Genomic DNA, 12,582 nt, shown 5'->3' on the forward strand with positions numbered 1-12,582 from the left:
ATGAGCTGGCGCGAGCGTCTCACCGAGCTGGGCATCGAGCTGCCCACCGTGCCCGCGCCCGCCGGGGCCTACATCCCGGCGGTGCGCACCGGTTCGCTGGTCTACACCGCGGGCCAGGTCCCGTTCGTCGACGGCAAGGTCGTCGCGACGGGCAAGGTCGGCGGCGACATCAGCCCAGAACAGGGTGCCGACCTGGCCCGGATCTGCGCGCTGAACGCGCTGGCCGCGGTGGACAACCTGGTCGGCATCAACGCGGTGACCAGGGTGGTCAAGCTCGTCGGCTTCGTGGCCTCCGCCGAGGGCTTCGGCGGGCAGCCGGGCGTGATCAACGGCGCGTCGAACCTGATCGGCGAGATCTTCGGCGACGCGGGCCTGCACGCCCGCTCGGCCGTCGGCGTCGCGGAGCTGCCACTGAACGTGCCGGTCGAGGTCGAGCTGATTGTCGAAGTCGCATGACCGGCGCGGCCGAGTGCCACGAGCTGCTGCTACGACTCGCGGGCCGACTCGGTGACCGGGAGCTGTGGCGGCTGCGCGACTGGCTGGCGGGCGGTTCGCTCGACGCCGTCGCGCGCGCCTTGCCGCTGACCCTGCTGCGCGAGCGCGTCGGGATCACGCCGTCGGAGTTTCGGCTGATCAACGGCTCGCTGCTGCCCGCGGGCGCCGACTCCGAGCGGCTCAACGCTGTTTCGTGGGTGGACGAAATCAGTGACGTGGACTACACCTTCTCCACCGAGTCCCCCGATTGGGTGAGTATGGGCGACTCGGTGGCGGTGGTCCTCATGGCGATCTTGCGCGGTCGGCCCGACGTGGTCGAGGCGCGGTCGACGTGGCGGCGGGACCGGACCGGCGCGGGCGCGGCGACCAGGGTCGTCCTGGTGACCACGACCGGCGACTCGGCCCGGCTGACCGGGGAGCTGCAGCGCGTGCTGCGGGCACTGGGAACCTACGAACCCGCCGTCGAGGTGCTCCCCGAGGGCCTCGAACCGCCGGTGTACCACCGGGCCGCGCTGGCGGCATCGGAGTCGCTGGTGGCCAAGGGCCATCTAGTCCCGAGCTGAGTGGAGGGGTCGATCGTGGCAAAGGTCGCAACAGGCACCGGGTGGTCGGGAGTCACGCTCCCGGTCCGAGTGCACGATCTCCTGCTGGCCCTGGCGGGCAGGCTCGACGACGACGCGCTCGCCGACGCCCGCGAACTGCTCGCCTCCACCGAGGTCGACCGGGCGCTGGAGCTGATCGTCGGCTCGCTGGCGTCCGGGCCGATCCCGGTGACCAGGGTCGAGCACGAGGAGCTGACCGAGCTGATGGCCGCCGCGCACTGCGACCCGGCGGTCGCCGAGCGGCTGGCGATCGCGGAGTCCACGGTCAGCACCTCGCACAAGTTCTCCACCGGCAAGATCGGTGGCATCGGGGCCGACCAGGGGGTCGCCGAGGCGACCATCCAGGTCCTCGACGTGCTGCCCGACATCCGCGCGGTGTGGGCGGTCTGGCGCCTGACGCCCGCCGGAGCGGCGTCAGGCCCGGTGCCGCACCGCGTCGTGCTGATCCGCGTCGGCCCGAGCGGATCCGGTCCGGCCACGGCCTACCGGGTCGAGCACGCCCTGCGGCGCGCGGGACTCACCGCGTCGGTCGAGGTCCTGCGCGACAGCACCGAGTCCAGCGACTACCACCACTCCGCGATGCGCTACGCCACGGCGGTGCCGCTGGAGCGCTCGTCGACGTCGCCGCCGTCCTGGACGCCGTCGCCGACGCCCAAGCCCGCCCCGGCGCCCAAGCCCGCCAAGGAGCCGTGGATCCCGCAGGCGGGCGACGAGGCCGACGCCGACGACCAGGAACTGAGCCTGCTGCGCGAGTTGCAGGAAGAACTGGCCCGCCGCGAGGGCGGCGAGACGCCCGCGTGGAAGTCGGACACGTCCTACGACTGGCAGGAGGCCAACCGGTCGACGCTGGTCAACGGGGTTCCACTGCAGGCGCCCGACCAGTCCTAGACCCGCGCTGCCACGGCGGCTAGCAGCCGCTGCATGGCGAGTCCCCTGTGGACGCTCAGCGGGTGGTCGGCACGCCCGTCGCGGACGAGGGCGGTGAACTCGTCGAGCAGCGTGGCGAACGAGTCCTGCGCGCTGGTCGCGCGCCCCGTGAGCTCGCGGTAGCCGGGCTCGCCGTAGACGGAGATCTCGGTGACCGTCGGTCGGGTGGGCAGCCGCATCGAGAGCGTGGCCGTGCTGGTCGCGCCGCTCTCGTGGCCGAACACCACGTTCCACAGGTCGGGCTCGGTCCGCCGGGCGGCGATCACCTCGGCGACCGGCCCGAGCGCGGCGTCGAGCAGGTCGAACACGTGCGGCCCGACGTCGGCGAGCGCGCCACCGTCGTGCCGCCAGGTGGAGAACGAGTAGTCACCGCCCAGCAGCGCCCCGGACAGCCACCGCGCGTTGCCGCCCGCCCAGCCACCGTGCGCCTTGACGTCGGCCAGCCATTCCCGAGTCTCGGGCGCGAACCGCCGGATGAAGACCACGATCGAGGCCACACCCGCCTCGCCGACGGCGTCCGCGAGCCGCCGCGCCGACTCGACCGACTCCGCGATCGGCTTCTCCAGGATCACGTGCTTGCCCGCGCGCGCCGCCTTGATCGCCAACTCGGCCTGCGCCGCGGGCGGCACGGCGAACGCGACGGCGTCCACAATGGACAAAAGCTCGTCGAACCCGCCGACCACGGGCGCGCCCAGTCCCGTCGCGGCCTCGGGTCGCCGAGCCCACACCGCGGTGAGCTCGGTCCCCGAATGCCCATCGATCCCGGGCGCGTGCACTTTGCCCGCCCACGGCCCAGCGCCGACCAGTCCGACTCGCAGCACGGTGTCACCCATGCCGGACATCCTGCCTGGTCGGCGTCAGCGCCCGATCAGTAGCCGAAGATGTTGTTCGAGCGCGGCGCCCCGGCCTCGAACTGCTCCTCGACGTCCTCGTAGCTCTGCCAGCTGTCGCCACCCGCGGGGTCGAGCACGTGCAGCCATGTGCCCTCGGGCGTCCCGTCGGTCTTGGCACCCGCGATGACGATCCGGTGCCACGGCGCGCCGGGCACGATCACGCCCTTGGGCCCGTTGTCCAGCAGCTGAAGCCACCCGTCTGGCGTGAAGCACGCGGGTGCGATCAGGTGCATGTCCACCTGCGCGAGCGCCTGGTCGACCTCCGCGACGGTCGCGCCGTCGCGGTCCAGACCGACGTGATCGCAGAGTGTGTGGTCGTCGAAGTCGGACCCGTCCCGGTAGTTGATGATCATCGCGATGGCCGCGGCCCAGCAGGTCGCCTCACTCTGCTGCGTGATGTGCACGACGCCGTGGTCGACCTCGCCCGCCTGCCACCCCGCTTGGTCCCCGTCGCCGTCGCCGGTGCCGTCGGCGGGGTCGGGCGGACCGGGTTCGAGGGAAACGTGGTCGCGCAGGCCACCCCAGGTCTGCCTACCGACAACCCCGTCGACCTGCATGTTCATCGCGGTCTGATAGTTACGGACGGCAGCGTCGAGCGCGTCGTCGAACACGCCGGTGTCCTCGCCGTCCCAGTAGCCCTCCGAGCGGAGGAGCTGTTGCAGATAGGTCACCCAGTCGGACTCGGTCGACCCGGTGCGCAGAAGGATTTCGCCAGCCATTCCGCCAGGGTCTGCCTGGTCGGCCACACCCGTAATGTCCAGAAGGGCAGCCATCCGCGCGCCCCCACCCCCACACAGGCGCTCCGCGGGCCTGGGTGGGCGGAGTGTGGTGTGTCGCTCGGTGGTGTTCTGGGGTCCGGTCGGCCGCGTAGGGTCGGGGCGTGCGTGAGCTGCCCAAGGAGATGGTGCTGCCGGACGGATTCGTTCCCCCGGAGCCGCCCGACCCGCCCGCGGTGCCCAAAGACGCCGCGACCGTCATCATTGTTCGCGACGCCGAATCCGGGCCGGAGGTGTTCCTCCTGCGCAGGGTGGTCGGGATGGCCTTCGCGGGGGGCATGACTGTGTTCCCCGGTGGCGGCGTCGATCCCCGGGACGCGGACGCGACCGTCGCCTGGCACGGCCCGGACGCGCGGTGGTGGGCGGAGCGCTTCGGGTGTGATCCGGCCACGGCGCGTGCGCTTGTCTGCGCGGCGGTTCGGGAGACCTTCGAGGAGTCCGGCGTCCTGCTCGCGGGTCCCGACGCGACCCGAGTGGTGTCGGACGCGCGGCCGTTCCACGCGGCTCGCCAGGAGTTGGTCGACCGGAAGTACTCGTTCGCCCAGTTCCTCACCGACAACGACCTGGTCCTGCGCGCGGACCTGCTGCGGCCGTGGGCGCACTGGGTCACCCCCGCTGAGGAACCCCGCCGCTACGACACCCGCTTCTTCCTCGCCGCCATGCCCGAGGGCCAGCACGCCGACGGCGCCACCACCGAGGCCCAGGACGTCGCGTGGCAACACCCTGGCGCCGCCCTCGCCGACTGGGAAGCGGGCAGACGCGGCCTGATGCCCCCGACGTGGATGGCTCTGGCCGACCTCAACGACCACCCGTCCGTCGCCTCGGCGATGGCGGCTGAACGGACGATCGACAAGATCATCCCCAGGGTCGTCCGCGACGGCACCAAGGTCCGCGTCGTCCTCGCCGAGGCCGATTCATGACCCACCCCGCCTACGGCGTCGTGCGAGCGGTGACGCCGTACGCGTCGGTGCTGCTCGAGGACAACCCCGGCACCATGACCCTCGACGGCACCAACACCTGGATCCTGCGCTCCCCAGGCGCGGGCGGGTCGGTCGTGGTCGACCCCGGTTACGAGGACGAGCCCCACCTGACCCGCGTCCTCGAAGCCGCGGGCCCCATCGAGGCCATCCTCATCACCCACCACCACCTCGACCACGTCCAAGGCGCACCCTGGCTCGCCCGGAAGGCCGACGCCCCGATCCGTGCCTACGACCCAGCCCTCTGCCTCGGCGCGGCGCCCCTGGCCGACGGTGAACGGCTCACCCTCGCCGGTCTGGAGATCGAGGTCGTGCACACCCCCGGCCACACGGCCGACTCCGTCTGCCTGACCGTCGCCCACGACAGCCTGCCCGCCGTCCTGACCGGCGACACCGTGCTCGGCCGGGGCACCACGGTCATCGCCCCACCCGACGGCGACCTAGGCGCCTACCTCGACTCACTCGAGACCCTCCGCCGGTTGCCCGGCGTGGTCCTGCCCGGCCACGGACCCGACCTGCCCGATCTGCCCGCGGTCGCGGCCCAGTACCTGGCCCACCGAACCCAACGCCTCGACCAGATCCGAGCCGCCCTCACCACCCTTGGCCCGGACGCGTCCCCGCGCCAGGTGGTCGAGGTCGTGTACGCCGACGTCGACCAGTCCCTCTGGCCCGCCGCCGAGTGGTCGGTCCGCGCCCAACTGGACTACTTGCGCCGCTCACCCTGACGAGCCCCGGTCTCGAGCCCACAGCCACACCCGATGGGCGTCGGGTCGGCCTGCGTGGCGAGCAGGCCTGCCGGGTCGCGAACCCGCTGGGCGGTCGGATTCGGTCGTCGGGTCGGCTTGGGTGGGACCCTGCCCGCGACGTGCACCGGTCAGGTCGTCTTCGGGGGCAGCATCGGCATGATGATGTACCTGAGATCCACCTCCCCAGGCTCGACCGCCGTCACGACCGTGGCGCGCATGCCCGGCTGGATGGCGAGGTGGACGCGGCGGCCTGCGAACGGGCGTAAGGCGTCGATCAGGTAGCGGGCCTGGTAGGACGGGCTGGTGCGGCCGCCGTCGATGGTGGCTTTGACCGATTCCTCGGCTTCACCAGTCTGGCGGTCGGCGGTGCGCAGGCGCAGGTGGGTGTCGCCGACCTCGACGGAGACGACGCCGCGGGTGTCGGTGAAGAGGGCGACTCGGCGGGTGGCGTTGCTGAACGTGTCGGCGTCGAGTTCGACATGGGTGTCGACGTCGGCGAGGGCCAGCTTGGTCTCGGTGAGGTAGCTGCCGTCGAGGACCGCGGTGGTGACCACCATGTCGTCCCAGGTCAACGCCAGGCGGTTGGCGTCGACACCGATCGAGACCGAGCCGTTGACCTGTTTGCCGACCTCGGCCAGCAGGGTGGCCGGGATCAGCGCGTCCACCTCGGCCGACGCCGATCCGGGTTGCCAGGGGATCGTGGCGATGGCCATGCGGTAGCGGTCGGTGGCCCGCAGGACCAGGTTCGGCCCCTCCGACCGGACGCGGACACCGGTGAAGATCGGCAGTGCTTCGTCTCTGGCGGCGGTGGCGGCGACCGTCGACAGGGCCGAGGCGAGCAGGCGAGCCGACACCGAGCCGCCCGCAGCAGGTGGCGAGGGGACGCCGGGGTGCAGTTCGACGTCGAGCAGGGGGAGGGCGAAGCGGGCACCCTCGGCCCGGATGGCCAGTCGGGTGCCTTCGACGACCAGCCGGACCTGTGGTTGCTCTAACGCCTTCAACGTCTCGGCCAGGGGCTTGGCCGGGACCAGGATCTGACCCTCCGAGTGGACGAGCGCGTCGCACGTGACCCGGGCGGTGCGCTCGCGATCGTTGGCGGCGAGCTCGACGCCCTGTGCCGTGGCGGTCAGCAGGAGGCCGCTGAGCACAGGGTCGACGAGCTTGCCGGGCACGAGTCGGATGACGTCGGCGGCGGCGGTGGCCAGCTCGGCGGTGGTGATCGTCAGGTCCATGAGCCGAAGGTAGCTCGAATCACCGACACCCGCGAAAAGTTGTCCACAGGCCCGCTAGACCAGGGCGGGCTCCCGCACGGAAGGCGCCGTGTGCATGTCGACAACCGTGTCCCGCCGGGCGTAGACGATGCCCGCGAACAGCAGGCCCGCCGCGCTGGCGGCGAAGTAGGACGACGTCAGGCTGACGTTCTCCACCAGGTACCCGCTCACCGACTGCCCGAGCGCCAGACCCAGCGTCACGGCCGTGATGACCCAGCCGAACGCCTCCGTGGCCGTCCCCTTCGGCGCGACCAGTTCGATCGCCGCCGAGTGGGCGGTGGCCTGCGGGGTGATCAGGGTGCCGACGAGCAGCAGCGCGACGCCCAGCCCGATCAGCGAGGTCGGGATGGCCAGCACCAAGGTGGTCAGGGCGAACCCGCCGAGCAGGACCGGCAGCCGCAGCGACATCGCCCGCGGCCACGGCCTGACCCCGTAGAGCACGCCGAACACCACCGAGCTGACCGACCACAGTCCGAGCAGCAGACCACCCACGGGCGCGTTCCCGGCGTGCGTGGCCGCGGCGGGCACCGCGACCTCGATGAACCCGATCGTCACGCCGAAGCCCATCGCAGCCAGGGCGACGGTCCGCATGCCGGGGGCGGCCAGCGCGCCGAGCGGACCGGTGCCGCTCACCTGCGCGCGGTCCGGCCGGAACGTGCGCACCGTCGGCATCAGGGCGAACGAGACACCGCCCGCCACCATGCAGGCCGACGCGGCGACCACGCCGGTACCCGCCCACGGCATCGCGACGAGCAGGCCCGCCAGAGCGGGTCCGAGGATGAAGAAGACCTCCATGCTGATCGACTCGTACGCCAAAGCCGCGTTGCGCGCGGACCCGGGAGGCAGCAGCCGGGTCCACATCGCCCGGGACGCCGAGCCGATCATCGGCTCCGTCGTGCCGATCGCGAAACCCAGCGTGACCAGCACGAACGTCGACGCGTGCGACTCGATGGCGAGCACGCCCAGCGCGACGAACGCGGTGAACACCGCCGAGGTGATCAGCAGCGGCCGGGTCGGGCCGACCCGGTCCATGATCCGGCCTTGGGCCACCGAGCCGACCGCCACACCCACGAGGCTGCCCGCCGAGACCAGCCCGGCGATCGCGAACGAGCCAGTGGCCCGCTGCACGTAAAGCAGCATCGACAGGCCCACCATCGCGATCGGCAGCCTGCCGACCAGCGCGGACAGCACAGGACCCCGCGCTCCCGGGGTGGTGAGCGCGGTGCGGTAGTCAGCGAGGCCTGCGGAGTGGGACATGCGTACCAGTATGCCGCACTCTGGTACGGCCGTACCAGTTATTTTCGGTGGTTTGAGACACCCGAGTGCGGGGTAAGTCTCGTTTGGATAACGAGAAGTTGGTTTCTGAGTGGACTCAGGCAACGAAACTCCGCGCCCAGGAGTCCATGAGGGTGATAACCCTTGAGTTCAGGGCAGGGGACTTGCGAAAGTTCCTGAGTAGACCGTCACGGCCGAGTGGCGGAACGCGATAGGCCGAGTGACGTCGAAGAGTTCCTCCGGGAGACAGGGTTCGGGGCCCGAGCCGGAGGGCGGGGAGCGTGAGCCGTCGGGGGATGGCCCGCGCAAAGTATGAGAGGTCGGTGCGCCGCGTCGGGGGCGGCGCCCGACCTCTCGTCTTGTCTCAGACCATTAGCGCGCGCGGCGGGCCAGGCGCTCCGGGTCGAGGATCAGCACACTCTTGCCTTCCAGCCGCAGCCAGCCGCGGTGGGCGAAGTCGGCGAGCGCCTTGTTCACGGTCTCGCGAGAAGCGCCGACGTACTGGGCGATCTCCTCCTGCGTCAGGTCGTGGGTGACCCTCAGCAGGCCCGCCTCCTGGCTGCCGAACCGCTGCGCGAGCTGCAGCAGCGCTTTGGCCACGCGGCCGGGCACGTCGGTGAAGATCAGGTCAGCCAGCATGCCGTTGGTGCGGCGGAGCCTGCGCGCGATCACCCGGAGCAGCTGCTCGGCGATCTCGGGCCGGGTCGCGATCCACTGCCGCAGGGCGGGCCGGTCCATCGTGACCGCGCGGACCTCGGTGACCGTGGTCGCCGTGGAGGTGCGCGGTCCCGGGTCGAAGATCGACAGCTCGCCGAACATGTCGGACGGTCCGAAGATGCCCAGCAGGTTCTCCCGGCCGTCCGGAGACTTGCGGCCGAGTTTCACCTTGCCCGATTGGATGATGTACAGCCGGTCGCCCGGCTCGCCTTCGGCGAAGATCACGTGTCCCCGTGGGAACTCCACGGACTCGAGCGTCTGTGCGAGCGCTTCCGCCGCGGCAGGCTCGACCCCTTGGAAGATGCCCGCGCGGGCCAGGGTCTCATCCACCTCGGTCCTCCTGTGTTCACCTCGGCGCGCGCGTCGAATGCCGCGCCGATCACTCCTGTAAGTGTAGGGCGTCCGCCAGGTTTGCCCTGGCGGCTCGCCGTCCGCGCGGTCGCACGTTCGGCGGGTATAGATCGCCCAGTTGGATGACCCTAGCGTCTATGGGCGGCCCTTGCGACCGCGCAGCTTCGCGGCACGCCCGCCGAGCCTGCGCAGGCGGAAGAGTTCGAGCGCGCGACCGATGCCGTGGCCGTAAAGTGCGCGGACCTCGTCGGGCCGGGCGCTCTCGAGGAACTCCTCGACATCGGTCTCCTGGACCGCGACGTGCCGTAGCCGGGTTTCCACGCGCTCCATGAACAGCGCGAAGAACATGATCACAACGGGTACCGCGAACACGAACCAGACAGCCATACTCGTCGATCCTCGCTCGTCTCGTCGTCCGGATTCTCGATGGTCTGCTCGATAGACGTCTGGGGCACAGATCGGGTTGTCCGACGGCCCGTAGGCTAGCGAGGTGCCTCCGACGACCCGCCGCCCGCCCCGTGCAGCCGCCGCGACGGAGGGTGAACCCAGTCTCTCTCTGACCCGCCGCGCCCGCCGGATGACGCGCGCGCTCGCGGAGGGCTATCCCGACGCGCACTGCGAGCTGGACTTCACCACCCCGCTGGAGCTGGCGGTGGCCACGATTCTGTCCGCGCAGTGCACCGACGTGAGGGTCAACCTGACCACGCCCGCGCTGTTCGCGAAGTACCGAACGGCCGCCGACTACGCGGGCGCCGACCGGCTGGAGCTGGAGGAGATGATCCGGCCGACGGGCTTCTACCGGAACAAGACCACCTCGCTCATCGGCCTCGGCGCGGCGCTGGTGGAGCGGTTCGGCGGCGAGGTGCCCGCCAAGCTCCCCGACCTGGTGACGCTGCCCGGGATCGGCCGCAAGACCGCCAACGTGATCCTCGGCAATGCGTTCGGCGTGCCCGGCATCACCGTCGACACCCACTTCGGCCGGTTGGTCCGGCGGTGGAAGTGGACAGCGGAAGAGGACCCGGTCAAGGTCGAGCACGCCATCGGTGAGCTGGTTCCGCGCCGCGACTGGACCATGCTGTCGCACTGGGTGATCTTCCACGGCCGCCGTGTCTGCCACGCCCGCAAGCCCGCGTGCGGCGCCTGCCTGCTGTTCCGCGACTGCCCCTCCTACGGCGCGGGCCCGATCGAGCCCGCCGAGGCGGCGAAGCTGGTCAAGGGCGTCGAGGCCGAGCACCTGATCGAGCTCGCCGAGCGCACGCGCGACGGCTACCGCCCGGGTAAGCAGTGAACCTCCGCTGGGCGTTGGTCGCGGTGATCCTGCTGGTGGCGGGGGTCATCGCGCTGTGGCCACGAGACAAGACGACCCCGCAGCCGCCCGCGCCGGACTTGAGCGCGGCCCGCGCGGCGGCAGCCTTGGCGCCGTGCGCGACTGACGGCAAAGTGGCAGCGCTCAGCGGCGCGACAGCGGAGTGTCTGGCAACCGGCGCCAGGGTCGACCTCGGTGCCGCGGTGGGCGACAAGCCAGTCTTGGTGAACGTCTGGGCGACGTGGTGCGTGCCCTGCCGCGAGGAACTGCCCGTGCTGGCCGAGTACGCGGCCGGGCCGGACGCCGTCGCGGTGGTCGGCCTCGCGGTCAAGAGCCCCCCGGCCGACGCGCTCGGCCTGCTGCGCGACCTGGGCGTGCGGTTCCCCAACCTGCTCGACACCGACGGCTCGGCCGAGCGCGCCCTGAAGCTGCCCGTGGGCCTGCCCGCGTCGTACCTGATCGCCGACGGGACCGTCACGCTGATCGCCGAGCCGAGGATCTTCACCTCGGTCGACACCGTGCGCGCCGCCGTCACCCGCTACCTCGGAGAGGCACGATGACCTACGGACCGCTGGTCGATCCCGCCGAGCTCCCGAACTGGCTCGCGCCCCTGGTCAAGGCCACCGCCGACCTCGACCCCGCGATGTGGCGCCGATTCTCCGTCCCCGACGAGAATTCCCGTGACGCCGCCGTGCTGATCCTGCTCGGCGAGGGGCCCGACGGCCCTGACGTGCTGTTACAGCTGCGAGCCGACGGCAACGACAAGCATTCGGGGCAGGTTGCCTTCCCCGGCGGCAAGTCCGAGGACTATGACGACGGACCCGTCGGCACGGCCCTGCGCGAGGCCGTCGAGGAGACCGGAGTCGACCCGGCGGGAGTGCTCCCGGTCGCGGTGGTCCCGCCCCTGCACATCCCGGTGTCGAGATTCCATGTGACGCCGGTGATCGCCCACTGGGAGCGGCCGAGCCGGGTCTGGGCGGTCGATCCGGCCGAGACCCAGGCGGTGGCCCGCGTGCCGATCTCGCACCTGGCCGACCCGGCCAACCGGTTCATGATCCGCCACCCGTCCGGGTTCACCGGGCCCGCGTTCGCGGCGCCGGACATGCTCGTCTGGGGCTTCACCGCGGGACTGCTGACGCTGCTCATCGCCACCGGCGGGTGGGAGCAGCCGTGGGACCCCACCGACGTGCGCGACCTGGAGACCACCTGGCGGGCCCTGACCACGCGTCAGGCGTAGCGCTTGAGCCGCTCGGCGAGTTGGTGGCGCTGGGCGGTCACCGGGAACACCGGCTGCGCCGAGTCCGGTCCGCGCCCGCTCAGCACGTCGGCGACGAACTCGGCGACCGTGCTCGGCTTGGGGACCACGTCCGCACTGTCCAGGTAGGCCACCACCTCGGCGGCGTCCGTCGGGTCGGTCTCCACGGCCAGCGCCCACCCGTGGCGCTCGCTCCACACCAGCATCAGGTCCTGGTCGGGCCGCTCGGCCCAGCGCCTGGCCAGCCCGAGGTATGCCGTCGCGGTGTCGCTGATCTCGAAGGACGTCGCCTCCGCGGGCACACCGAGGGTGTCGGCGACCGCTCGCAGATATCCCGCCAGACCGCGGCTCAGCGCCGCGGAGGGGGTTGCATGATCTTCCACGGGTACCAGGTTATGTGGCCGGGTCCCGGTCGGCGGTCCAGAGCGGCACGCCGAGGTGGTGCGGGTGGCGCAGGACCTCGGCGTAGGACCGCACGAGGGTGGTCTGGCTGTAGGGGATCGCGGCCGCCGCGGATGTTGCGCGAGGTCAGCGTGGTGGGTTGGCGTGGTGACGGTTGTGGCCGCCCATCCATTCCCTGAAGCTCATGCCGATCAGGCCGCCGTGCGCGGTGCCGACCGCGTCGTTGCGCGGAAAATCTGCTTGTAACCGGCGTCTTGGCCGTAGCGGCGATTGAGCAGGCTCGCGGCGCGGATCTCCCTGGACGGCGCGGCGTGCTCGCTGGCCGGCCGCGCCATGGTGGTCATCCGCGCGGAGCTGTCGCGGGCTCCGAGAAGCTGATCTGGCGCGACTGCGCCGTGCCAACGCTGTCGGTCAGTTCCCGGTCGGCGGGCTGTTCGGCCGTGGGGTGGCTGAACACCACCGGCTCGATGGCGCCCGCCGGGGGGCGGTTGGTATTCGTCATTGACTCTCCTGGTGAAACGAGTGATGCCCGCCAAGCGGCGGTGAGAAAAAACGGGAGGCAGGCGGTGGTTCGCCACAATCCGGGGTG

General features: G+C 71.4%; 17 protein-coding genes. 8 read left to right on the forward strand and 9 right to left on the reverse strand.

Translation table 11 applies throughout. The features are described from left to right. The 3 genes from BN1701_RS28145 (at position 1) to BN1701_RS28155 (ending at position 1,985) form a co-directional block, all read left to right on the forward strand. Complete coding sequence (locus tag BN1701_RS28145; RefSeq protein WP_054053780.1) at positions 1-456, forward strand: RidA family protein; 456 nt, start codon at positions 1-3, stop codon at positions 454-456. Next, positions 453-1,058, forward strand: coding sequence for a hypothetical protein (locus BN1701_RS28150; protein WP_054053782.1), 606 nt, complete (start codon positions 453-455; stop codon positions 1,056-1,058). Before BN1701_RS28145 ends, BN1701_RS28150 begins: the two co-directional genes overlap by 4 nt. Positions 1,059-1,127: 69 nt before the next feature. Beyond that, positions 1,128-1,985: a hypothetical protein gene (locus BN1701_RS28155; protein WP_172803336.1), complete on the forward strand. Its 858-nt coding sequence runs from the start codon at positions 1,128-1,130 to the stop codon at positions 1,983-1,985. Here BN1701_RS28155 and BN1701_RS28160 read toward each other — a convergent pair. Both BN1701_RS28160 and BN1701_RS28165 read right to left on the reverse strand, forming a co-directional pair. Further along, on the reverse strand, positions 1,982-2,857 hold the full coding sequence (locus tag BN1701_RS28160; RefSeq protein WP_054056191.1) for a Gfo/Idh/MocA family protein: 876 nt from the start codon (positions 2,855-2,857) through the stop codon (positions 1,982-1,984). The two genes, BN1701_RS28155 and BN1701_RS28160, sit on opposite strands and share 4 nt — an antisense overlap. A gap of 35 nt (positions 2,858-2,892) precedes the next feature. Then, positions 2,893-3,636 carry a peptidoglycan-binding protein gene (locus tag BN1701_RS28165; RefSeq protein WP_054053785.1) on the reverse strand — a complete coding sequence of 248 codons (744 nt, stop codon included), beginning with the start codon at positions 3,634-3,636 and terminating at the stop codon, positions 2,893-2,895. A gap of 182 nt (positions 3,637-3,818) precedes the next feature. Here BN1701_RS28165 and BN1701_RS28170 point away from each other — a divergent pair, with 182 nt between their 5' ends. Further along, entirely contained in the window at positions 3,819-4,613 is a 795-nt protein-coding gene (locus BN1701_RS28170) for an NUDIX domain-containing protein (RefSeq protein ID WP_054056192.1), read from the forward strand. Next, positions 4,610-5,395 (forward strand): MBL fold metallo-hydrolase, encoded by a 786-nt coding sequence (locus BN1701_RS28175; RefSeq protein WP_054053787.1) that lies wholly within the window; start codon positions 4,610-4,612, stop codon positions 5,393-5,395. The genes BN1701_RS28170 and BN1701_RS28175 overlap by 4 nt, the downstream gene beginning before the upstream one ends. 149 nt (positions 5,396-5,544) lie before the next feature. On the opposite strand, the gene dnaN is transcribed toward BN1701_RS28175, so the two are convergent. The 4 genes from dnaN to BN1701_RS28195 all read right to left on the reverse strand — a co-directional run bounded on the left by dnaN (position 5,545) and on the right by BN1701_RS28195 (position 9,417). Continuing rightward, entirely contained in the window at positions 5,545-6,648 is a 1,104-nt protein-coding gene (dnaN, locus tag BN1701_RS28180) for a DNA polymerase III subunit beta (RefSeq protein WP_054053790.1), read from the reverse strand. 54 nt (positions 6,649-6,702) lie between these two features. After that, positions 6,703-7,944, reverse strand: a complete 1,242-nt coding sequence (locus BN1701_RS28185; protein WP_054053792.1) for an MFS transporter — start codon at positions 7,942-7,944, stop codon at positions 6,703-6,705. A 390-nt stretch (positions 7,945-8,334) separates the two neighbouring features. Further along, positions 8,335-9,009 carry a Crp/Fnr family transcriptional regulator gene (locus BN1701_RS28190; RefSeq protein WP_054053794.1) on the reverse strand — a complete coding sequence of 225 codons (675 nt, stop codon included), beginning with the start codon at positions 9,007-9,009 and terminating at the stop codon, positions 8,335-8,337. A 156-nt stretch (positions 9,010-9,165) separates the two neighbouring features. Further along, complete coding sequence (locus BN1701_RS28195) at positions 9,166-9,417, reverse strand: hypothetical protein (protein WP_054053796.1); 252 nt, start codon at positions 9,415-9,417, stop codon at positions 9,166-9,168. Between the two features lie 190 nt (positions 9,418-9,607). On the opposite strand from BN1701_RS28195, the gene nth reads away from it, so the two are divergent. The 3 genes from nth to BN1701_RS28210 are packed head-to-tail and all read left to right on the forward strand — an operon-like array spanning position 9,608 to position 11,573. Beyond that, entirely contained in the window at positions 9,608-10,318 is a 711-nt protein-coding gene (gene nth, locus BN1701_RS28200; protein WP_082860104.1) for an endonuclease III, read from the forward strand. After that, positions 10,315-10,896, forward strand: coding sequence for a TlpA disulfide reductase family protein (locus BN1701_RS28205; RefSeq protein ID WP_054053798.1), 582 nt, complete (start codon positions 10,315-10,317; stop codon positions 10,894-10,896). The genes nth and BN1701_RS28205 overlap by 4 nt, the downstream gene beginning before the upstream one ends. Next, the gene (locus tag BN1701_RS28210) at positions 10,893-11,573 is read left to right on the forward strand and encodes a CoA pyrophosphatase (RefSeq protein ID WP_054053801.1); all 681 of its coding nucleotides are present in this window, start codon (positions 10,893-10,895) and stop codon (positions 11,571-11,573) included. Before BN1701_RS28205 ends, BN1701_RS28210 begins: the two co-directional genes overlap by 4 nt. Here the strand turns inward: BN1701_RS28210 and BN1701_RS28215 are convergent. The 3 genes from BN1701_RS28215 to BN1701_RS36075 all read right to left on the reverse strand — a co-directional run bounded on the left by BN1701_RS28215 (position 11,564) and on the right by BN1701_RS36075 (position 12,495). Further along, positions 11,564-11,974 carry a DUF6292 family protein gene (locus BN1701_RS28215; protein ID WP_054053803.1) on the reverse strand — a complete coding sequence of 137 codons (411 nt, stop codon included), beginning with the start codon at positions 11,972-11,974 and terminating at the stop codon, positions 11,564-11,566. The two genes, BN1701_RS28210 and BN1701_RS28215, sit on opposite strands and share 10 nt — an antisense overlap. Before the next feature lie 210 nt (positions 11,975-12,184). Further along, positions 12,185-12,337 (reverse strand): hypothetical protein, encoded by a 153-nt coding sequence (locus BN1701_RS36590; protein WP_172803160.1) that lies wholly within the window; start codon positions 12,335-12,337, stop codon positions 12,185-12,187. Further along, positions 12,334-12,495 carry a hypothetical protein gene (locus BN1701_RS36075; protein ID WP_157368262.1) on the reverse strand — a complete coding sequence of 54 codons (162 nt, stop codon included), beginning with the start codon at positions 12,493-12,495 and terminating at the stop codon, positions 12,334-12,336. The genes BN1701_RS36590 and BN1701_RS36075 overlap by 4 nt, the downstream gene beginning before the upstream one ends. Positions 12,496-12,582: the final 87 nt, after the last annotated feature.

Origin of the sequence: Alloactinosynnema sp. L-07, from assembly GCF_900070365.1 — a bacterium.
Classification (GTDB): domain Bacteria; phylum Actinomycetota; class Actinomycetes; order Mycobacteriales; family Pseudonocardiaceae; genus Actinokineospora.